Here is a 20,636-nt window from a genome sequence, read left to right as displayed (position 1 = left end):
GGAATCTGTCGACCAGGTGTCGAGTCGCCACGGAAAAGGGCGGACGGAGTGTCAGTGGCGCGTGCCACACTCGCGTGCATGGGAGAGATCACGGGGGCGGAGCGCCTCGCGGGGGCGGCGGCGGAGGTCATCGACAGCAGGGAAGCGCTGGTCGGGCGGGTCCGGGCGGGCGCACGGATCAAGTACCTGTGCTTCTGGGGGCACCGGCCGCTCCCGGACGGCCGGATCGGACCGGGCTGTCTGAGCCAGTGGTGGCCCTCGCCCTTCACCGTGGCCGGGGTGGAGTACGCGAGTGCCGAGCACTGGATGATGGCGGGCAAGGCCCGGCTCTTCGAGGACACGGAGGCCGAGCGGCGGGTGCTGGCGGCCGGCCGTCCCGCCGGGGCGAAGAAGGCGGGCCGGCTGGTGCGCGGCTTCGACGAGGCGGTGTGGGAGCGGGAGCGGTTCCGCATCGTGGTGGAGGGCAGCGCCCACAAGTTCGCCTCGGACCCGGCACTGCGGACGTTCCTGCTGAACACGGGCGACAGAGTGCTGGTGGAGGCGAGCCCCGTGGACCGGGTGTGGGGCATCGGCCTGGCCGCGGACACCGAGGCGGCAACCGATCCGGAGCGCTGGCGGGGGCAGAACCTCCTGGGCTTCGCCCTGATGGCGGCCCGGGAGCGGCTGAGGACGCGCGAGCGGCACTGAGCCCCGCCGGCCCGCCCGCGGCGGCGGCAGGGCGGCGCAGCCGCGGGCGGGCCGGGCGGGGAAGGGCTGCCGACGGGCCGGGGTCAGCCCGCGCGGTACCAGTCCGCGAGCAGGAAGGCCAGGTCCAGTGCCTGTGAGTGGTTGAGGCGTGGGTCGCACGCCGTCTCGTACCGGTTCGGCAGGGTGTCGAGGTCGACGGTGCTGCTCCCGCCCAGGCACTCGGTGACGTCGTCGCCGGTGAGCTCCAGGTGGACCCCTCCCGGGTGGGTGCCGAGAGCGCGGTGCACCTCCACGAAGCCCCGGACCTCGTCGGCGATCGCGTCGAAGTGCCGGGTCTTGTGGCCGCTCGGCGCGACGAACGTGTTTCCGTGCATCGGGTCGCAGACCCAGCAGACGAGGGCGCCCTCCGCACCGACCTTCTCCACCAACGGCGCCAGCAGATCCCGTACCCGCTCCGCCCCCATCCGGACGACGAAGGTCAGCCGGCCCGGCTCCCGGTCCGGGTCGAGCCGGTCGATGTACCGCAGCACCGTGTCCGCCGTCACGTTCGGCCCCAGCTTGACGGCGACCGGGTTGCGGATGCCGGCGGCGTAGTCGATGTGAGCGCCGTCGGTCCGGCGGGTGCGCTCCCCCACCCACAGCAGATGACCGCTGGTTCCGTAGGTCCTGCCGGTCTCCGGATCGGTGCGGGTCAGCGCACGCTCGTAGTCGAGGAGCAGAGCCTCGTGACTGACGTGGAACTCGGCCGTGGCCAGGGCGCGGGTGTCACCGCCGCAGGCGCGCAGGAAGGCGAGTGCCCGCTGGATCTCGTCGGCCAGTCGCTCGTAGCGCCACCCGCTGGGCGCGGCGGCGACGAAGGCGCGGTTCCACTCGTGCACCTGCGCCAGGTCGGCGAAACCACCGGTCGTCAGTGCTCGCACCAGGTTGAGCGTGGTCGACGACGTCTCGTACATCCGCAGCATCCGGGCCGGATCGGGGGTGCGCTCGCGCGCCGAGAAGCCCGGTGCGTTGACCGCGTCCCCGCGGTACGACGGCAACCGCACGCCGTCCTGCTCCTCGAAGGGCTGGGACCGGGGCTTGGCGAACTGTCCGGCCATGCGGCCCACCTTGACCACGGGCAGCGACGCCCCGTGGGACAGCACCACCGCCATCTGGAGCAGCGTGCGCAGCTTGCCGCCGACCGACTCCTGTGTCGCGGTGGTGAACGTCTCCGCGCAGTCCCCGCCCTGCAGCAGCAGTGCCTCGCCCCGGGCGACCGCGGCGAGCCGCGCGCGCAGTGTCTCGCACTCCGCGGGGAAGACCAGCGGTGGCGCCGCGGCCAGCTTCGCGGTGACCTCACGGAGTTGCCCCGGGTCCGGCCACTCGGGCTGCTGGTCGGCCGACGGTCGCGGACCGGTGCGGTGTTCCGACGCCATTTCGGCTCCCTCGGTCTTCTTCGGTCATGTACCGGAGGGCCTCACTCAATGGTCGGCTGCCTTTTCCGTCAAGCGCATACGGAGTTGGACCGGCCGCGCGCGACGGAATTGGTCTGGCTGCCCGCGGGCGCTTCTTGATTCGCTGTTTACCGGCACCGAAGCGAGAGGGATGAACAATGGCGCGCAGCGCACCCGTTCAGGTAAGCGTCACGGCGACGGCCCTGCCGACGCACGACCCGATCGATCTCTACGAGGAATTGCGCCGCACCCACGACGCGGACGACGTCTTCCTCCTCGAGAACGCCGCGGGCGCCGGGCAGGCTCCCGACCGGGCCTTCCTGGGATGTGGGCGGCTGCTGGAGGTCCGAGTCCTGGCGGACGCGGAGGCCGCGGTGGTCCTGCGGGTGACCGGTGAGCCGGTACTCGTCGACGCCCTGCTGGACCTCGCGGTCGCCCTCGGACTGACGCGCTGTGCGGCCCCGGCGCCGGAGAAGACCGGCGGCACCGCCGCCGAGCTCCGGGCCGAGCGGCCTGAGCTGCTGTGGGCTTTCCTGGACGCCGTTCAGGGCGATGTGTTCGAGGTGAGCGGCGATGTCCCGCCGGGCGAGTTCGCGTTCGGGTTCCTCACCTGCCTGGCGTACGAGTCGACCTGGCACATGGACAGGCTCGGCGCCCGCACCAAGGCTCCGCGCGGCCCGGACATCACACTCGCCCTGTTCCGGCACACGGTGTGCTACGACCGCGAGGCCGGCCGGGTCCGGGAGCTGCGGGCCGAGAGCGACGCGCTCGATGCCCGCCCCGGCCCCGGGTTCGCGCGGCTCGCAGGCCGGCTGGCCGGACGGCCCACGGCATCCGTGGCGTCGGCGCCCCAACCGAGTTCGGTGCGCGACAGCCTGGACCGTGAGACGTTCCTTCGGTGGGCGAAGCGCTGCCTGGAGCACATCCGCGTCGGCGACATCTACCAGATCCAGATCGGCCACCGCATCGACGTCCGCAGCGAGTTGACGCCCGTGGACGTCTACCGGCGGCTGCGGTCGCGCAACCCCTCGCCGTACATGTACCTCGCGCCGCGCGGCGACACGCTGCTGATCGGGGCGAGCCCCGAACTGTTCTTCCGGATCGAGGACGGCCGGATCACGATGCGCCCGATCGCCGGAACCGCCCGACGCGGCGCGGACGACGAGGACAACCGGCTGCGGATCAAGGAGATGCGGGAAAGCACCAAGGAGCAGGCCGAGCACATCATGCTGGTGGACCTGTGCCGCAACGACATCGGCCGGGTGTGTCTGCCGGGCACGCTGCCGGTCGACCGGCTGATGGAGGTGGAGGCCTACTCGCACGTCTACCACCTGGTCTCCACCGTCTCCGGCCGGCTCGCCGACGATGTCACCGTGTGGGACACGGTGCATGCCACGTTCCCCGCCGGCACCATGACCGGTGCGCCGAAGCTGCGCGCCATGGAGATCGTCGACGGGCTGGAGCGCGAGGCGCGAGGCGCCTACGCGGGCGCCGTGGGACTGGTGGACGTGCGCGGGTGGAGCGAACTGGCGCTGTGCATCCGAACGGTCGAGTTCGACGGCGCCACCTACTCCACGCAGAGCTCCGCCGGCCTGGTGGCGCAGTCCGAGCCCGAGGCGGAATGGCGGGAGACGCTGGCCAAGATGGGGGCCGCCCACTGGGCGCTCACCGGGGAGGAACTGCTGCCGTGAAGGTACTGCTCATCGACGCGTACGACAGCTTCGTGCATGTCATCGACCAATATCTGCGCACTCTGGGGGCGGCGACCGAGGTCGTGCGCTCACGGACCCGGACGCCGGACGAGCTGGCCGCCCTGGAGCCCGACGCGGTGGTCCTCGGCCCGGGTCCGGGACATCCCGCCGACTCCGGCCATGTGGAGCTGGTCCACCGCTTCGCCGGGAGCGTTCCGGTGCTCGGAGTCTGTCTGGGGCATCAGGCGATCGCCCTGGCGTACGGCGGGCGGATCGATGTCGCGCAGCAGGTGATGCACGGCCGTACCAGCGTCGTCCGCCACGACGGCGCGGGTCTGTTCGCCGGGCTCGGCAACACGCTGGAGGCCACCCGCTACCACTCGCTGGTGGCCGCGGAGCCGCTGCCCGACCCCCTGGTGACCACCGCGGTCGCCGTCGACCACGGCTACGTCATGGGGCTGCGGCACCGGGCGCTGCCGGTGGCCGGGGTTCAGTTCCATCCGGAGAGCATCATGACCACGGGCGGGCTGCGTCTGTTCGAGAACTTCCTCACCGGAGCCCGGAACCCGGTCCCGGCGAACTGAGGGCGGCGCCGATCTCACCGAAGGCCTCGTCGATCCCGGACCGGGGAAGATGGGCGTGGCCGACGACGAGCGCGGGGCTGCCGCGACGGGGCACAGCCCCGAACGCGGTGCCCCCGCGCACCAGGACCCCGCGTCGGAGCGCACCGGCGACCAGGGCCGCCTCGTCGGTGTGCTCGGGCAGCCGGACGGTCGCGTGCAGGCCTGCGGCCGGGCCGGGCACCGTCGCACCCGGCAGATGGGTGCGCACCGCCTCCTCCAGGGCGCGCCGCCGGGCCACGCAGCGCTCGGTGAGCCGGCGCAGGTGCCGGTCGAACAGTCCGCTGCGCAGCAGTTCCGCCAGGGCCAGCTGGGTGAACGACTCGGTGCCCAGGTCGTGCCCGGCGCGGACGTGCAGCAGCCGGCGCAGCATCTCCTCGGAGGCGGCCAGCCAGCCCAGCCGCAGGCCGGGGTCGAGGAGTTTGCTGGCGGTGCCGGCGTATACGACCCGTTCGGGATCCAGGCGTTGCAGTGCCAAGGGTCGCGGAACGCGGTCGTCGTACCAGAGCCCGCCGTCGTAGTCGTCCTCCACGATCCATCCGTCGACGGCCCGTGCCCAGCGCACGAGTGCCTCGCGCCGGGCGGCGGAGAGCACGGCTCCCGTGGGGAACTGGTGCGCCGGGGTGACGAGGACGGCCCGGGCGGAGGTCGCGGCGAGGGCGTCGACGTCGATGCCCTCGTCGTCCACCGGCACCGGGACCACACGCAGGCCGTTGTCCCGCACGAAGCGGCGCTGCCCGGGATGGCAGGGATCCTCCACCGCCAGCTCGGTGATGCCGATCGCCGGGAGCGCGGCGCACAGCAGGGCGAGGGCCTGGGCGAACCCACCGACCACCAGGACACCGGTCGGGGTGGCCGGCACCCCGCGCAACCGGCCCAGATGGCGGGCGAGTTCGCCGCGCAGTTCCGGCTCGCCGGCCAGATACGGGTGGGCGGTGCCGCGGGGCCGCGGGGCGCCCAGGGCGCGCTGGTAGGCGGTGAGCCACTCCCGGCGGGGCAACCCGGGGGCGTTGTGGCTTCCCGGCCGCAGGTCCCAGCGCATCGGCGGGACCGGGCCCTCGTCGAGCAGCACCGGTACCACCGCCTCGCGCGACAGATGGGTCCGGACGCGGGTGCCGGCACCGCGGGCCGCCTCCAGATAGCCCTCCGCGGCGAGCTGCGCGTACGCCTCCACCACCACACTGCGGGAGACCTTGAGGTCCGCGGCGAGCCATCGGCTGGGTGGCAGCCGGGTGCCGGGGTGCAGGGTGCCCCGCTGGATCTCCTGTTTGATGAACCGCTGTATCTGCGAGGTGAGGGATTCGCCGGAATTCCGCGAAACCGGCACCGACAAGTGCAGTGCCATTCTTCTTCCTTTCCGGTACACCCGATTCCGATTCGGTGTTTGGACCGCATGCGTCACCAAAAATTGGTCTGCCGTACGACGCCGCGGGTCTCGACAATGGACGGAGGCATGAATTCGGCGCCGATGAGGAGAATTCCGTGACCGCACGGCCGAGGGTTCGCGAATGGTCCGCTCTGATCGACACGCTGCTGGACGGGCACGACCTCGTCTCCGACGAGACCGACTGGGCCATGGAACAGATCATGGCGGGTGAGGTGGGCGCCGCCGCGCTGGCCGGGCTGCTGGTGGCGCTGCGCGCCAAGGGCGAGACCGCCGAGGAGGTGGAAGGGCTGACCCGGGCGATGCTCCGGCATGCGCTGCCACTGCGGGTGGCCGGTCCGTCGCTGGACATCGTGGGCACCGGCGGTGACGGCTCGCACAGCGTGAACATCTCCACCATGTCGGCGATCGTCGCGGCGGGGGCCGGCGCACGGATCGTCAAGCACGGCAACCGTTCGGCCTCCTCCTCCTGCGGTTCGGCGGACGTGCTGGAGGAGTTGGGCGTGGTGCTCGACCTGCCGGTGCACGAGGTGGCGGAGGTCGCCGACGAGGCGGGCATCACCTTCTGCTTCGCTCCCGTCTTCCATCCGGCACTGCGGCACGCCTCCGCGCCCCGACGGGAGCTGGGGGTGCGCACCGTGTTCAACCTGCTCGGTCCGCTGTGCAACCCGGCCGGACCCACGGCGCAGGCCGTCGGAGTGGCCGCCGCCGACGCCCTCGCGCCCGTGGCCGGGGTGCTGGCCCGGCGCGGGGTGTCCGCCCTGGTCTTCCGCGGCGACGACGGCATGGACGAGCTGACCGTGACGACGACGTCCAGGGTGTGGACGGTCCAGCGGGGCCAGGCGCGGGAAGAGGTGTTCGACCCCCGTGACCTCGGGTTCCGGCTCGCCCGTCCCGAGGAGCTGCGCGGTGGCGACCGACGTCGCAACGCCGGGGTCGCCCGCGAGGTCCTCGACGGGGCGTCGGGGCCCGTCCGCGACGCGGTACTGCTTTCCGCGGCGGCCGGTCTGGCCGCGCTGGACCCTTCGTCGGCGCCGCTGACCGAACGGCTCGCGGACGGGGTGCGGCAGGCCCGCGAGGCCATCGACTCCGGGGCCGCGGCCGGGGTGCTGGAGCGGTGGGCGGCCGTCACCGGCAAGCGGGCCGGGGCGCGGTGAGACGGTCGTCCCGGATCCGGCGTGATCCGGGACGACCACCCGGTGTCCGGGAGCCCGGCGAGGCTCCCGGACACCGGGTGGTCCGCACGTCCTGTCATGGGAGGGCGCCGGCCGTTTCGGCCCCGGTGGCGCCGGCCGGTCGGTCGGAGCGCCCGGCCTCGACGAGCGCCGCCACGGCCGCGCCCGGGTCCCCGTGGGTGACCAGGGAGGAGCCGACCAGGACGGCGTCGGCGCCGAGCCGTGCGCAGCGGGCCGCGTCCTCGGGTCCGCGCACCCCGGACTCGGCGATCCGGACGACGTCGTGCGGCAGCCCGGGGGCGACCCGCGCGAACACGTCGGGGTCGATCCGCAGGGTCCGCAGATCCCGTGCGTTGACACCGACCAGCCGCGCCCCCGCGGCCACCGCCCGTTCCGCCTCCGCCTCGTCGTGCACCTCCACGAGGGCGTTCAGCCCCGCCTCGCCCGCCACCGCCATGAGCTCCGTCAGCAGCGGCGCCTCGAGGGCCGCCACGATCAGCAGGACCAGGTCCGCGCCGTGCGCACGGGCCTCCCACACCTGGTAGGGGTCGACCACGAAGTCCTTGCGCAGTACCGGCAGCGGCACCGCGGAGCGGACGGCGTCCAGGTCGGCGAGCGACCCTTCGAACCGTCGTCGCTCGGTCAGCACGCTTACGGCCGCCGCACCCCGGCCGCGTAGGAGGCGGCCAGCGCCCCGGGGTCGCCGAGGGAGGCGAGCCGGCCGCGGGCCGGACTGGCCCGCTTGACCTCGGCGATCACCCGCAGTCCGGCCGGTGAGCGCAGCGCCGCCGCCGCGTCGGGCGCGGGCCCCGCCGACACGGCCAGGTCCCGCACCGCGTCCAGGGACACGGTCCGGCGCCGCTCGGCGAGGTCGGCGCGCACGCCCTCGATGATCGAGGTGAGCACGCTCATCGCTTCCCCCGTCCCGCGGGCCGCACGGACAGGGCGTGCCGGAACTCGTCCCTCGGGTCCCAGCGCGCCTTGACCCGTCGCAGCCCGGCGTGGTTCGCGCCGAAGTACAGCTCCTGCCAGGACACCCCCGACCGGTTGCGGCGCGGGTCCTTGAGGTCGGTGTCGGCGTAGTTGACGTACGCGCCGGCGGTGTCGCGTCCCGGTGCCGGGGCGCCCCCGGTGGCCGCGTACACGTCCTCGTAGAGGTCACGCAGGAAGCCCACGTGCCGTTCGTCCTCGGCGGCGGCGGTCCACTCGCTGACGTACATCAGCATCAGGGCGCTGTCCCGGTGGGCCAGCGCGGTCTCGTCCGGTGCGACGGCGTTGACCTGGCCGCCGTAGGGCGCGATGAGCAGGCCGCTGCCGGGGTGGTCGTAGTCGGCGCGGGTCAGCTGGCGGTGCAGGGCCTGGGCCTGGGCGTCGTCGAAGGCCGTGCGGTGGTAGGCGGACTTGCCCTTGATGCGCTTGCCGCTGGGACGGTCGGCGAAGCCGGACCACTGGGTGGCCATCAGCCAGGGCAGCCGGTGGCGTTCCACGGTCCGGGCCGGGGCGGCCACCCCGCGCCCCAGCGAGGCGAGGAAGGCGTCCAGCCGCCGGTCCGGGTCGCCGTGCTCCGTGGACAGCTGGACGTTCAGCGCCACCGACCCGCCCGAGCGGTGGAAGACGGCGAGGTGACTGTAGAGGTCGGCCTCCGGGTCGCCGGGGGCGTTGTGGGCGACGTGCCAGGCGCTGTAGTTCTTCAGCAGGGCGACGAAGGAGTCCTGGTCCAGTTCCTGCCAGGGCCACACCACGGTGGCGACCAGCAGTTCGGCGGGTGGCGCGGGCAGGGCCCGCCGGGGGTCGGAGCCGGATACCCCCGGGCTGCGCAGCCAGTAGCGGGTGACGACGCCGAAGGTGCCGCCGCCCCCGCCGGTGTGCGCCCACCACAGGTCGTGCAGCGCGCCCCGGTCGTCCCGGGAGGCGACCACGGCCCGCGCGGTGCCGTCGGAGCCGACGACCACCACCTCGACGGCGTGCAGGTGGTCCACGGTGAGTCCGAGGGTGCGGTTCAGCGGGCCGTAGCCACCACCGCTGATGTGCCCGCCGACGCCCACGGTGGGGCACGAGCCACCCGGCAGTGCCACTCCCCAGCGCTTGAACAACTGCTCGTTGACGTCTCCGAGCCGCGCACCGGCTCCGACCTCCACGGCATGGCGCCGGGTGTCGTAGCCGACGGCGTTCATGGCGGACAGATCGACGACGGCCCGGACCCCGCTGTTGCCGACGAAGTCCTCGAAGCAGTGTCCGCCGCCGCGGACCGCGACCCGGCGGCCGGTATCCACGGCCCCCTGGACGGCCGCGACGACCTGTGCGGTCGACCTGGGCAGCGCGATCCAGTCCGGGGTGCCGATCCAGCGCTGGTTCACACCTCGGGCCAGGTCCGCGTACTGGGGACTGCCGGGGCCCACGACGATGGGGGGCCGCGTCCCGTCTCCCTGGTCGCGGGCCGCGGCCGGGTGGGCGACCGCGCCGGTCGCCGCGGCTGTGCCGATCAGTGCCGAGGCGCCCACGAAGGAGCGGCGGCTGACTGTGCTCATCACTGTTCTCCTCGGGTGGCGGCGGACGCGGGCTTGAGGACCCGCAGGAAGACGGCGGGGTCCTCCTGCGGTCCCTCGACACGCTGGGCGCCGCCGAAGTCGAAGCGGGGGACGGTGGTGACGCCGAGTTCCCGGGCGCGGCGCACCTCGGCGCGCACCTCCGTGACACCCTCTTCGGAGGCGAGCAGCCGCGCGGCCCGGTCACGGTCGAGGCCGGCCCGTTCGACGCGCCCAAGCAGTTCACCGTGGTCGCCGATGTCGGCGCTCTCCGTGAAGTAGGCGGCGAACAGGAGTTCTTCCAGGCGGCTCTGCACGGGGCGCCCGTGGCTCAGGCCGGCCCATCTCAGCAGCCGGTGGGCGTCGAGGGTGTTGACCGCGTAGCCGGTCTCGTTGCGGAAGGCGATGCCGTGCCGCGGTCCGGCGGCGGAGACTTCCTTGTTCATCCGCGCGGCACGGTCCTGGCCGTACTTGCCCGCCAGCCACTCGAGCATGGGGGTGGCCTGGGCGGGCAGTTCGCCGTCGATCTGGTAGGGGTGCAGGACGACGTGCACGTCGCTGCGTCCGGAGGCCGACAGGGCCAGTTCGAAGGTGCGCTTGGTGATGTAGCACCAGGGGCAGGAGACGTCCGACCAGATGTCGATCCTCATCGGCGGCCTCCATTGGTGCCCGCGACGGCCAGGGACGGCCGGGTGTTGACGGTCTCCGGGTCGAAGCCGCCGATCCGGGCGAACTCCGCCGACACGGACTCCAGTTCGCCGTCCTTGAAGACGTCGGCCGGGTCCGCGAAGCCCCCGGGTGCCCGCTCGTGGGCCAGGTCGATGACGACCTCGGGACCGCGACGGCGGGCGCTGGCCTGGATCCGGGTCAGCGCGGGCAGCCGTTCCGCCTCGTAGGCGGCCAGTGCGCCCGCCGGAGTGTCGGCCAGGGCCAGTTCCCGGGCCAGCACGCGGGCGTCGACGATGGACTGCGTCGCGCCGTTCGAGCCCATCGGATACATGGCGTGGGCGGCGTCGCCGAGCAGGGTGACCGCCCCGTGGGTCCAGCGCGGCAAGGGGTCGCGGTCGACCATCGGGTAGACGTACGCCTCCTGTGCGGAGCGGACCAGTGCGGGGACGTCGAGCCAGTCGAATGCCAGGTCGGCGAAGTGGTGCAGGAAGCTGTCCGGGGGCACGGCGCGGTTCCAGTCGGCGTCCTCGAAGACCGCTCCCGGGTCGGCGGCCCGCGCGACGGCCCAGTTCATCAGGACCGGGCCGCCCGCTCCGCCCTGGGGCGGGGACATGGGGTAGATCACGGCTCGTCGCCGGTCGTCGCCCGCGATGATCATCGTGCGTCCGTCCAGGAAGGGTGGGGCGACGGTGGTGCCCCGCCAGACCACGAGTCCGTTCCACGGCGGCGGGCCCTCGTCGGGGTACAGGTGGGCCCGGACGGCGGAGTGGATGCCGTCCGCTCCGATCAGCGCTGCGGCCGGTGTCACGGACCGCCGCCCGGCGCCGGAGTGACGCACGTGCACGTCGACCCCGCCGTCCGCGCCCTGTGCGAACCCCTCGACCCGGGCGTCGGTGACGATGGCCTCGGGGCCCAGTCGGCGCCGTACGGCCGCTGCCAGCACCGCCTGGAGCCGGCCGCGGTGCACGGACAGCTGGGGCCAGCGGTAGCCGGCGCCCATGCCGCGCGGTTCGCGCCAGATCAGCTGGCCGTGACGGTTGCGGTACTCCAGGGCGCCGGTCGGGACGGCGACCTCCAGCAGTTCGTCCAGCAGGTCCAGTTCGGCCAGCTCCCGCACCGCGTTGGGCAGGATGTTGAGGCCCACGCCCAGCGGCCGGAGGTCCGGTACCGCCTCCAGCAGGCGTACGTCGTCGATGCCCGCCTCGTGCAGGCCGAGGGCGGTGGTCAGGCCGCCGATTCCGGCGCCCGCGATCACGATGGTCACGCCGGCCTCCGCTCGGCTCGCTCCGCGGACGCGCCCCGGCGACGGGTGAGCTGGGCGGTGGCACGGGTGAGGTCGGTGATCTGGCGCAGCAGATCCACGCTCGCACCACCGCTGCCGACGGGATACAGCCGCAGGTCGGCGTCGTACGCCTTGCGGGCGATGCCGAGATGGCGGCCGCGGAAGACCAGGATGACGCGGAGCAGCCGGACGAGCGCCTCGGCGGCGGGGCGCAGTCCCGGCATCCGGCGCTCGGCCCCGTCCGGGTCGTCACCGTATGCCGCGACCAGCCGTGTCACCACCGAGGGGGAGCCCGTCCAGTGGTCGTACAGTTCGCGCCAGCGCGGGAGGCTGTAGGGCACCGAGTCGCGCAGGAACTCCTCGTACTCGGGTTCGCTGTGGTCCGCGGCCCACACCGCCTGGTCGATCAGCCACAGCGGGACCTGCGCGGCGGCCGGGCCGAGCAGGACGCGCCCGTCGACGGTGATCTCCTCGAAGTAGGACCGCAGGTCCTGGGCGAAGAACTCGGGGCTGACGTTGGCCACGACCATGTCGATCGAGGAGACCATCGGCTCCACGTGCCCCGTCAGTTCGTGGGTGAGGTCGGCGAACTTCGGCTCGGCGACGTCGGTGTCGCTGAGCTGTCCGGCCAGTTCCAGGGCCTCGCGCAGGTGGGGGAAGACCATCCGCACGGATTCCTGGAGGTAGGCCTCCTGGATGTCGCCGGTGTACATGCGCTGACGCCCGCCGACGGGGTTCCAGGTCGTGTAGTGGTGCACGGTGTCCCGGGGCACCATGTCCGTGCGACGGCCCAGCTCGTGCAGGACCGGCACCACCTCCGGCGCCAGGGGCACCGGTTCCGGTCCGTGCCGTTTGATCGAGCCGAGAACCATGCCGAGGTCCCGCATCGCCGCGACGCAGGCCTCGACGGAGTAGCCGGCGACGTCGTCGAGCCCGGGCACCATGCCGCGCAGCGACGCCGTGAGAGCGGGTACGTCGGCGTCCTCGTTGAACTGCCGCAGGTTGAAGCAGGTGGTGTCGGCGGCGAGCGGGTCCAGGTCCCGGATCACCGCCGTACGTATGGAGTTGCCGAGATCGATGCCGAGCATGCTGGTCAAGGGTCTCTCCCGAGTTGTGGCGCGGGTGGTCATGGACATCGGGGTGTGGGCACCGTGCCGGGGCGCGCGGGCGCGTCGACCGGCCGGCGGGGCACTTGGCCCACGACGGGTCGGACGAGGGCGTGCGCAAGCACGGTGAAGGTGTCGGAGTGGCGGGCGCGACGCCGCCGGAGTGGTCAGTTGCCGCGTGGTGCGGGTGCGGCGCCGATCGGCGGGTGCCGGCGGGTGCGTTCGGCGGGGCCCGGGCCGAGCACGACGTGGGCGTTGACCCCCGACATGCCCTGGCCGTTGACGGCCGCGACCGCGGGGCTGCCCGCAACGGCCGGCCAGCGCCGGAGGGAGTCCGGCAGCACCAGTGGCAGCCGGTTCCAGTCGACGAGCGGGGACGGTGCGTCGACGTGCAGGGTCGGTGGCACCTCGCGGTGCTCCAGACAGAGCACGGTCTTGATGAGCCCGGCGACACCGGAGGCGGCCTCGCAGTGCCCGATGTTGGACTTGAGCGAGCCGACCAGACAGGGCCGGCCGGCGGGGCGGCCCTCGGACAGTACGTCGTTGAGGGCGCCGAGTTCGACGGCGTCGATCCTGGTGCCGGTTCCGTGGGCCTCGACGTAGCCGACGTCGCCCGGTACGACGCGGGCGCTGCGGTAGGCCCGGCGCATCGTCAGTGACTGGCCGGTTCCGGAGGGGTCGGTGACGCGTGGCTTGGTGGCGCCGTCGTGGCCGAGGGCACTGCCGAGGATCACCGAGCGCACGGGATCGCCGTCGGCGAGGGCCCGGTCCAGTGGCTTGAGGACGACGACGGCGACGCCGTCGGAGCGGACGAATCCGTCCGCCGCGCTGTCGCCGAACCGGCAGTGCCCGTCGGACGACAGTACGCCTGCCTCGTCGAAGACCTCGGTGGCGGTGGTATCGAGCACGAGGTTCGCGCCACCCGCGAGCGCGATGGGCGACTCGCCGGCGCGCAGGCTGAGGCAGGCCAGGTGCACGGCTGCCAGCGAGGACGCCTGGGCGCAGTCCACGGTGACGCTGGGCCCGTGCAGCCCGAGGTGGAAGGAGAGCCGGCCGGCGAGCATGGACCGCTGATGGCCGCCGGCCAGGCAGTCCAGGTCGAGCTTGCCGGCGCGGGTCTCGCGCAGCCGGTCCCAGTGGTCGGCGTGCGACTGGCCGACGTAGACGGCCGTGGGGCTGCCGGTCAGGGAACGCGGGTCGTGGCCGGCGTCCTGAAGCGCCTCCCAGGCGGTGTGCAGCAGCAGGCGTTGCTGGGGATCCATCGCCTCGGCCTCGCCGGCCGGGATGCCGAAGAACGCCGCGTCGAACTCCTCGACCCCGTCCACGAAGCCGCCCCGCTCGCCTCCCCGGGGCAGTGTCGCCGCGGCCGGGAACCGGTCCGCGGGCGCGGCGCTGGTGGCGTCCCGCCCGGAGCGGAGCAGTTCCCAGAGCTGCTCCGGTCCGTGGGCGCCCGGCAGGCGGCAGCCGATTCCGATCACGGCGACCGGGGCCGCCTCGGGTATGTGGTCCGGTTCTGCGCTGTGCAATGACATTCTGTTTCCCCCGTTGTCCGTCATCTCGTGCGGGCGGCGCCGCTCACCGGGACACGGCCACGCGGATGCGCGGCCGTACCCCGGTGACGGCCCGGCCGCGGATCACTCGCCGGCGTGTGTCCAGTGCTCCCAGGGCTGCGCCTTGACCCACTCGACCGCCGGGGTGAGCTGGATGCCCAGCGCCTGTTCCACCGCCGCCGGGCGCGGGGCGAGCAGGTCGGGTGCCTGGCCCTCGCCGACATGGTGGTAGATCCCGGCGACGCCGGCCGCTGCCCGGGCGCCGAGCAGGTCGGCGAGTCCCTGCTCGAACCGGGCGACCTCCAGGGGCAGGTACCGGACCTCGCGGCCCAGAGCCTGCCCGAAGACCGCCGCGAGTTCGGGCCCGGTCAGGACGTCGGCGCCGCCGACGTGCAGCACCTGGCCGGCGGGCACGTCGTCGTCGAGGGCCCGGGCGGCGACCTTGGCCAGGTCCTCGTGACTCATCCAGGCCACGCGCTGCTCGGCGGGCAGCGGGTAGGCGAGGACGCCGTCGTTGACGATGGCGGGTCCGTTCCAGGGACTGAAGAGGTTCTCCAGGTATACCGGCGGCCGGATGGTGACCACCGGGACCGCGCCGGCCCGCAGCACCTCCTCGGCACGGCGGCGGGTCTCGAAGCCGGCGTACCCCGTCGTCTCGTCCGGGACGGGAGTGTTGGTGTTGAAGACGATGCGGCGCACCCCGGCCTCGCGCGCGGCGTCGGCGACGTTGCGGGCATAACCGGCGACGGTGTCGGGGTCGTACTCCAACGGCATCACGACGACGGCGTGCGTGGCGCCCCGGAAGGCGGCGCGGAGGGACTCAGGGCTGCCCAGGTCGCCGCGGACCGGGGTGAACCCGCCACCCTCCTTCGCGGCCTTGGCCCCGTCGCGGACCAGGCCCCGCACGTCGTGCCCCTGTCCGGCGAGCCACCGGGCGACGGCGCCGCCCTGGAATCCGTTGGCACCGGTCACCAGGACGCGCTTGAGGTGCTCTTGTGTCATGTCGTGCCTTTCGACGTGTGGTTGGTTCGGGTATGCGCACCGGTCGCGGCCCGGGCGGGCCGGACCGGGCAAGCGGGATCAGGGCACGGCACGCCGTTGTCCGGCGGCGGACGGCGCCGAAGCGGCCGACTGCGGCGGTGCGGGCAGCCGCAACCGCAGGGACAGCAGGACTCCGAGTACGGCGAGGGCGGCCCCCAGCAGGAAGGCGGCCCCGAAACCCTCGGTCAGGGCGGTGTCGTGGGCCGCGTCCGAGGCGTTGGTGCGGGCGGCCGCGACGCCGGAGAGCACGGCCAGTCCGATGACGGAGCCGAACTGGAGGCTGGTGTTGACCAGCCCGGAGGCAAGGCCGGCCTCGTCCTCGCGGGTGTCGAGGGTCGCGGCGACGTTGGTGGTGATGGAGACCAGCGGCAGGGCCATGCCGAGCACCAGGGTCGGTGGCAGGACGTCGGACACGAAGGAGCCGTCCGCCGAGATCCGGGACAGCCAGGCCATGCCCACCGCGACCAGCACGAAACCGGCCGCCATGACGCTCCGCAGACCGAAGCGGCCGATCAGCCGGTCCGCGAGCGAGGCGACGGCGATGACGACCACGCACAGCGGCAGCAGGGCGAGTCCGCCGAGCACCGCCTCGTGCCCGAGCACCGCCTGGAGATAGAGGCTGACCAGGAAGAACATCGGGAACAGCGACATCTGCCACAAGGCGGCCAGGATGTTGGCCAGTCGCAGGGTGGGCCGACGCAGCACGGCGGGCGGGACCAGGGGGTGGGCGACCTTGCGCTCCACCAGGGCGAACAGGACCAGCAGCACCACCGCGGCGCCCCCGGTGGCCAGCGTCGCGGTGGACCGCCACCCGGCCTCGCCCGCGTTGACGACGGCGTAGGCGAGCAGTGCCAGACCGACCGTGCCCGCGATCGCGCCCGGCACGTCGAAGCCCTGCTCGCGTCCGCCGCCCGCGCCGCCCGGCAGCAGCCGGGGGACGGGCAGCATCAGCGCGACCCCGGCGACCACGTTCAGCGCGAAGGTCGACTCCCAGCCGAGCCAGCTGGTGAGCACTCCGCCCAGCACCGTTCCCACGGCGCCCCCGGCGCCCGCCATCGCGGCGAACACCCCCAGTGCCCGGTGCCGTTCGGGACCGTCCGGGAACAGGCCCAGCACCAGGGCGAACGCCGCCGCGGCGGCCATGGCCGCACCGACACCCTGCACGGCGCGAGCGGTGATCAACAGCGCGGCGTCGCCGGCCAGGGCGCCCAGCAGGGAGGCGGCGGACAGCACACCAAGACCGGCGAGGAACACCCGCCGCCGGCCGAGCAGGTCGGCGGCACGGCCGCTGAGCAGGAGCAGCCCGCCGAAGGACACCAGGTAGGCGTTGGCCACCCAGGACAGCTCCGCGGGCGAGATGTGCAGCCCCTCGCCGATGGAGGGGGCGGCCACGTTGATGATCGACGTGTCCAGGAGCAGGACGAACTGGGTGCAGGCGAGCAGCGCGAGCGCCCGCCACCGGTCAGCGGAGGCCATCGAGGGCACCCCCGTCGTCCGGGAGGTCGTCCAGCTGGTATCCGTCCATGCACGACTGCGTGAACGCGGCCAGCAGGTCCGGGTTCCCGTCGCGCACGATGCCGGGCAGGTAGACGTGCGGGGCCCCGTGGTAGAAGCGCTCGTACTGCTCGTGCCGGGCGGCGAACTCCGAACCGAGCGCGTCCCAGGCCAGCTTCAGGAGCTTGATCCGCTGTTCGGCGGGGGTGCCGGGAGAGCGTACGTACTTGGCCACCAGCGGTCCGAGCTCGGGGTGTGTCAGGTCGTGGCCCGAGGCGGGGAGCTGGATGAGGCCACCGCCCGCCAGCATCTTGATCTCGGCGAGCACCTTCGGGTAGAGGTCTCCGGCCATGGCCCGGTGAGCGGAGGCGATCTCCTTGTTGAGGTGCACGGCACTGCCCTCGCCGGCGACGCGTTCGTACGTCGTCTCGGCCGCCACCACCATGGACTTCGCGATGTTCAGCCAGCCCATGAGACGGCCGATCTGCATCTGCACGGGCGGCAGCGCGTACGTGTTGTTGGCGCGGGCGAGCAGGATCGCCAGACCTGTGAGGAACTCCAGCTTGGTCCAGAAGCGGGTGGCGGCCTGGTGCACGAAGTTGTTGTAGGCGGGGGTGAACCACCACATCCGGAAGCTGGTGTCGACATCGCGGTAGGTCAGCACCCGCTCCCAGGGGACGAAGACGTCGTCGCAGACCAGCAGCGCGTCGTTCTCGTCGAAGCGGGCGGAGAGCGGGTTGTCGAACACGCTGCGTGCCTGGGCCTCGTACGAGGTGCGGGAGATGAACTTCAGGCCCGGGGTGTCCAGGGGCACGGAGAAGGTAAGGGCGTACTCGACGTCCTGGCGGGGCAGCGGTTCGATGGTGCCGACGATGACCTCGTCCCCGAAGACCGCGCCGGTGCCGATCATCTTGGCACCGCGCACCACGATGCCGTCGTCGCGCTCCTTGACGACCCGTACGTACAGGTCGTCCTCCTCCTGCTCGCTGGCCGCCCTGGTCCGGTCTATCTGCGGATTGGTGATGGTGAACGCCTGGTAGAGGCTGCCCTCGGTCATGCGGCGGTAGTAGGCGGCCAGGTTGTCCCGCCCGTCGAAACCCTCCCCGGCGAAGATGTCCGGCGCGGACACGAAGCCGGCGATTCCGGCCGCCATGTAGTCGGGAGACCGGCCCAGGAAGCCGAAGCTCGCTTCTGACCAGGTCTTGAACGCCTTGCGTCGGTCGACCAGTTCGGCCCGGGTCCGTGGTACGTGGTAGGCGCGCAGCATCGAGGGGTCGGCGCCGTCGGGACGGACCGTCAGGACGTCGCGCAGGCCGGGCTCGCGGGCCATGTCGTAGAGACGGGCGATGGACCGTGCGGTGTTGCGGAACGCGGGGTGCTCCGTGACGTCCTTGACCAGCTCTCCGTCGAGCCAGACGGCCCGCCCGTCGCGAAGTGAGTCGAGGTATTCCTGGCCGCTGCGGGTCATGTCTCTCCTGACACGAAGGTGCGATGACTGGTGGTGGACGGTGCGGATGGGGCCGGACGGGCGTCCGGGTGCCGGGCCGTGCGGGCCGGTGGGCGGGCCCGGTGGCCTCAGGACTCGCGGGCCGCCCGGGCGTGCGGTCCGGCCGGCGGGCGGTGACAGCCGTAGGGCGAGGGCGCGTTGACGGACTCGGCGTCGAAACCCGCGGCGCGCGCGTAGCTCTCGGCCACGTGGGCGAGCCGGGCGGCCGGTATGACGTCCTCGACCCGCCGGAACCCCTCCGGAGCCCGTTCCTGGGCCAGATCTATCACCAACTCCGGTCCCTTGGCCCGGTTGAACAACTGCAGGCGGTTCATCGGGGGCCGGCGGTCGCGGTCGTACGCGGCCAGGGAGCGGGCGGGATCGTCGTGCGTCGCCAGGGCGTGGGCGAGGCCGCGGGCGTCCAGCACGGCCTGGGTCGTCGCGTTGGACCCCATCGGCGCCATGGCGTGCGCCGCGTCGCCGAGCAGGGTCACCGTGCCGAACGACCAGCGCGGCAGCGGGTCCCGGTCGAGCATCGGGAAGGACCCGACGGAATCGACGTCCGCGAGCAGCGCGTTCAGCCGCAGGTCACCGCAGGTCCAGTCGGACACGGCCATGGGGAACCCGTCGTCGGGCCCGTGCTCCTCCTCCGCGCCCCCCGGCGTCGCCGCGCGGGACACGGCCCAGTTGACGAGGACCAGGCCGTCGGCGTCCCGGCGCTCGGCCAGTGGGTAGACGACCGCCTTCCAGCGTCCGTCACCCATGACGACCATGGACCGGCCCCCTTCGAAGGGCGCGCTCCGGTTCACCCCACGCCACACCGTCGTGCCGTTGGAACGCGGCTCGCCCTCCTCGGGGTACAGGGTCCGGCGTACCTCGGAGCGCAGTCCGTCCGCTCCGACCAGCACATCCGCGCGGGTCCTGCTGTCCGGCCGCTCTCCGGAGCGGTGGGCGAGGAGCACATCGGTTCCGCCTCCGTCGAGGGGGGTGAATCCGGTGACCCGCGCGTCAGTGGTGATGGCGTCCGGTCCCAGGCGGTCGCGTACCGCGTCGGCCAGGATCGACTGGAGGGCACCGCGGTGCAGGGCCAGTTGCGGCCAGGCGCAGCCGCTTGCCCGGCCTCGGGGCTCGTGCCAGATCTGCTGCCCGAGATGATTGTGGTAGCTGAGTCCCGTCAGTTCGGTGCCGGCCTCGGCGACACGGTCGGCCAGACCGAGGGCGGCCAGTTCACGGACCGCGTTGGGCTGCACGTTCACTCCCGCACCGAAGGGGCGGATCCGCGGAACCGCCTCCAGCACGCGGACGTCTCGCAGTCCGACGGCGTGCAGGCTCAGCGCCGCCACCAGGCCGCCGATGCCGGCGCCGGCAATCACGATCTCCATGGAACGAGTCCCCCAGTACCTCAGCTCCGTAAACCGGCCAAAAGCCCGGCTCGGCTCTCATGGTTCTCGGCGGGCTCGCTACGATCAATTAGTCATGAGCCGAATCCGTTTAAGGATCGTCCGGAGTGCCGACAAAGGAATCGTCCGTGCATGACGACGTGCTGAGCGAGGTACTGCGCCCGCTGTGGCTGACCGACGTGTTCCACAGCACCTGGCAGGCCGGGGGACAGTGGGGGGTCGAGGGACACGACGACAGTTGTGCAATTGTTCACTACATGGTCAGTGGTGGTTGTGTCATCAGCTTCCACGACGATACCGAGCCAGTGATGCTCAACGAGGGGGATCTGGCCGTCTTTCCGCACGGCACCGCGCACACCTTCGCCGCCGAGTCCGGTGCCCCGGCGACGCCGTTGGCCGCGCTGCTTCCGCAACTCCGGCCGGGCAGGTCGCAGGCCGTCACCGTCGGCAGCCCCCCGTACCGGACGCAGATGCTCTGCGCGAGCCTGCGCTACTGCGCGATCGGCGAACCGGTGCTGTACTCGGCGCTGCCCAGGCTCATCGTGATCCGGCGGCACTTCCTGCGGGGCGAGTCACTGCTGGTGCGCACGCTGGAGTCGCTGCCTTCGGAGGTGGGACGTACGGCCCCCGGTTCCCGGCTGGTCACGCTGCGCGCCTTCGAGACGGTGTTCATCCTGTCGCTGCGGATCGCCATGGAACAGTTGGCGGACGAGTCCCCCGCGCTCCAGGCGCTGCACCATCCGGGCATCAGCAAGGCGTTGATGGCGATCCACGGCTCCTACCGGAACCCGTGGACGGTCGAGTCGCTCGCCCGCGAGGCGGGCATGTCCCGCTCGGTGTTCGCCCAGTTGTTCCGGGAGCTGGTCGGCCAGCCGCCCATGCGGCATCTGACACTGCGCCGGCTCCAGGAGGCCAGACGACAGCTCGCGGACACTTCCGTGCCACTCCAGGAGATCGCCCAGCTCATCGGCTACGGCAGCCAGGTGGGGTTCCACCTGGCCTTCCGCAAGGAGTACGCGATGACGCCCGGCGCGTACCGGGCCGGGCACAAGAGTGTGGCCGCCCCGGTGCCCGTCACGACGTGAGGATCGCC

Annotated in this window: 16 protein-coding genes and 1 pseudogene; 5 read left to right on the top strand and 12 right to left on the bottom strand. The window is 72.7% G+C overall.

The window, feature by feature from the left end; all coding sequences use genetic code 11:
* The first annotated feature begins 78 nt into the window (after positions 1–78).
* Complete coding sequence (locus ACGH7X_RS28160; protein WP_399889715.1) at positions 79–687, top strand: NADAR family protein; 609 nt, start codon at positions 79–81, stop codon at positions 685–687.
* Positions 688–770: 83 nt separating this feature from the next.
* On the opposite strand, the gene ACGH7X_RS28155 is transcribed toward ACGH7X_RS28160, so the two are convergent.
* Positions 771–2,102, bottom strand: coding sequence for a class II 3-deoxy-7-phosphoheptulonate synthase (locus tag ACGH7X_RS28155; protein ID WP_399889712.1), 1,332 nt, complete (start codon positions 2,100–2,102; stop codon positions 771–773).
* A gap of 176 nt (positions 2,103–2,278) precedes the next feature.
* Between ACGH7X_RS28155 and ACGH7X_RS28150 the strand changes: the two genes are divergently transcribed.
* Entirely contained in the window at positions 2,279–3,811 is a 1,533-nt protein-coding gene (locus ACGH7X_RS28150; RefSeq protein WP_399889709.1) for an anthranilate synthase component I family protein, read from the top strand.
* Positions 3,808–4,395, top strand: coding sequence for an anthranilate synthase component II (locus tag ACGH7X_RS28145; RefSeq protein WP_399889706.1), 588 nt, complete (start codon positions 3,808–3,810; stop codon positions 4,393–4,395). Before ACGH7X_RS28150 ends, ACGH7X_RS28145 begins: the two co-directional genes overlap by 4 nt.
* Here the strand turns inward: ACGH7X_RS28145 and ACGH7X_RS28140 are convergent.
* Positions 4,361–5,776, bottom strand: a complete 1,416-nt coding sequence (locus tag ACGH7X_RS28140) for a PLP-dependent aminotransferase family protein (RefSeq protein WP_399889703.1) — start codon at positions 5,774–5,776, stop codon at positions 4,361–4,363. The two genes, ACGH7X_RS28145 and ACGH7X_RS28140, sit on opposite strands and share 35 nt — an antisense overlap.
* 137 nt (positions 5,777–5,913) lie before the next feature.
* Between ACGH7X_RS28140 and trpD the strand changes: the two genes are divergently transcribed.
* Complete coding sequence (gene trpD / locus ACGH7X_RS28135; RefSeq protein ID WP_399889700.1) at positions 5,914–6,972, top strand: anthranilate phosphoribosyltransferase; 1,059 nt, start codon at positions 5,914–5,916, stop codon at positions 6,970–6,972.
* 94 nt (positions 6,973–7,066) lie between these two features.
* Here the strand turns inward: trpD and trpC are convergent.
* The 10 genes and pseudogenes from trpC to ACGH7X_RS28085 form a co-directional block, all read right to left on the bottom strand.
* A pseudogene (trpC, locus tag ACGH7X_RS28130) lies at positions 7,067–7,902 on the bottom strand (indole-3-glycerol phosphate synthase TrpC).
* Positions 7,899–9,518: an FAD-binding oxidoreductase gene (locus ACGH7X_RS28125; RefSeq protein WP_399889697.1), complete on the bottom strand. Its 1,620-nt coding sequence runs from the start codon at positions 9,516–9,518 to the stop codon at positions 7,899–7,901. Before ACGH7X_RS28125 ends, trpC begins: the two are co-directional and overlap by 4 nt.
* A complete protein-coding gene (locus ACGH7X_RS28120) occupies positions 9,518–10,165 on the bottom strand; it encodes a DsbA family protein (RefSeq protein ID WP_399889694.1) in 648 nt (215 codons plus the stop codon). Before ACGH7X_RS28120 ends, ACGH7X_RS28125 begins: the two co-directional genes overlap by 1 nt.
* Positions 10,162–11,448 carry a flavin-dependent oxidoreductase gene (locus ACGH7X_RS28115; protein WP_399889691.1) on the bottom strand — a complete coding sequence of 429 codons (1,287 nt, stop codon included), beginning with the start codon at positions 11,446–11,448 and terminating at the stop codon, positions 10,162–10,164. The genes ACGH7X_RS28120 and ACGH7X_RS28115 overlap by 4 nt, the downstream gene beginning before the upstream one ends.
* Positions 11,445–12,554 carry a monodechloroaminopyrrolnitrin synthase PrnB family protein gene (locus ACGH7X_RS28110; protein WP_399897392.1) on the bottom strand — a complete coding sequence of 370 codons (1,110 nt, stop codon included), beginning with the start codon at positions 12,552–12,554 and terminating at the stop codon, positions 11,445–11,447. The genes ACGH7X_RS28115 and ACGH7X_RS28110 overlap by 4 nt, the downstream gene beginning before the upstream one ends.
* Before the next feature lie 185 nt (positions 12,555–12,739).
* Positions 12,740–14,104, bottom strand: a complete 1,365-nt coding sequence (locus ACGH7X_RS28105) for a polyketide synthase (RefSeq protein ID WP_399889688.1) — start codon at positions 14,102–14,104, stop codon at positions 12,740–12,742.
* A gap of 102 nt (positions 14,105–14,206) precedes the next feature.
* A complete protein-coding gene (locus tag ACGH7X_RS28100; protein ID WP_399889685.1) occupies positions 14,207–15,124 on the bottom strand; it encodes an SDR family oxidoreductase in 918 nt (305 codons plus the stop codon).
* 78 nt (positions 15,125–15,202) lie between these two features.
* The gene (locus ACGH7X_RS28095) at positions 15,203–16,639 is read right to left on the bottom strand and encodes an MFS transporter (protein WP_399889682.1); all 1,437 of its coding nucleotides are present in this window, start codon (positions 16,637–16,639) and stop codon (positions 15,203–15,205) included.
* A complete protein-coding gene (locus ACGH7X_RS28090; RefSeq protein WP_399889679.1) occupies positions 16,626–18,125 on the bottom strand; it encodes a 4-hydroxyphenylacetate 3-hydroxylase family protein in 1,500 nt (499 codons plus the stop codon). The genes ACGH7X_RS28095 and ACGH7X_RS28090 overlap by 14 nt, the downstream gene beginning before the upstream one ends.
* A gap of 107 nt (positions 18,126–18,232) precedes the next feature.
* Entirely contained in the window at positions 18,233–19,525 is a 1,293-nt protein-coding gene (locus ACGH7X_RS28085; protein ID WP_399889676.1) for an FAD-dependent monooxygenase, read from the bottom strand.
* Between the two features lie 146 nt (positions 19,526–19,671).
* Between ACGH7X_RS28085 and ACGH7X_RS28080 the strand changes: the two genes are divergently transcribed.
* Entirely contained in the window at positions 19,672–20,628 is a 957-nt protein-coding gene (locus ACGH7X_RS28080) for an AraC family transcriptional regulator (RefSeq protein WP_399889673.1), read from the top strand.
* The last annotated feature ends 8 nt before the right edge of the window (positions 20,629–20,636 follow it).

Origin of the sequence: Streptomyces sp. BBFR51 (assembly GCF_044591655.1) — a bacterium.
Lineage (GTDB): Bacteria > Actinomycetota > Actinomycetes > Streptomycetales > Streptomycetaceae > Streptomyces.
The sequence above is the reverse complement of the archived record's forward strand: the minus strand, read 5'-3'. Positions and strand labels throughout refer to the sequence as shown.

Coding starts and splice junctions, on each gene's coding strand:
- ACGH7X_RS28160 (WP_399889715.1), top strand. CDS start 79: ATGGGAGAGATCACGGGGGCGGAGCGCCTCGCGGGGGCGGCGGCGGAG.
- ACGH7X_RS28155 (WP_399889712.1), bottom strand. CDS start 2,102: ATGGCGTCGGAACACCGCACCGGTCCGCGACCGTCGGCCGACCAGCAG.
- ACGH7X_RS28150 (WP_399889709.1), top strand. CDS start 2,279: ATGGCGCGCAGCGCACCCGTTCAGGTAAGCGTCACGGCGACGGCCCTG.
- ACGH7X_RS28140 (WP_399889703.1), bottom strand. CDS start 5,776: ATGGCACTGCACTTGTCGGTGCCGGTTTCGCGGAATTCCGGCGAATCC.
- ACGH7X_RS28125 (WP_399889697.1), bottom strand. CDS start 9,518: ATGAGCACAGTCAGCCGCCGCTCCTTCGTGGGCGCCTCGGCACTGATC.
- ACGH7X_RS28120 (WP_399889694.1), bottom strand. CDS start 10,165: ATGAGGATCGACATCTGGTCGGACGTCTCCTGCCCCTGGTGCTACATC.
- ACGH7X_RS28110 (WP_399897392.1), bottom strand. CDS start 12,554: ATGCTCGGCATCGATCTCGGCAACTCCATACGTACGGCGGTGATCCGG.
- ACGH7X_RS28105 (WP_399889688.1), bottom strand. CDS start 14,104: ATGTCATTGCACAGCGCAGAACCGGACCACATACCCGAGGCGGCCCCG.
- ACGH7X_RS28100 (WP_399889685.1), bottom strand. CDS start 15,124: ATGACACAAGAGCACCTCAAGCGCGTCCTGGTGACCGGTGCCAACGGA.
- ACGH7X_RS28095 (WP_399889682.1), bottom strand. CDS start 16,639: ATGGCCTCCGCTGACCGGTGGCGGGCGCTCGCGCTGCTCGCCTGCACC.
- ACGH7X_RS28090 (WP_399889679.1), bottom strand. CDS start 18,125: ATGACCCGCAGCGGCCAGGAATACCTCGACTCACTTCGCGACGGGCGG.
- ACGH7X_RS28085 (WP_399889676.1), bottom strand. CDS start 19,525: ATGGAGATCGTGATTGCCGGCGCCGGCATCGGCGGCCTGGTGGCGGCG.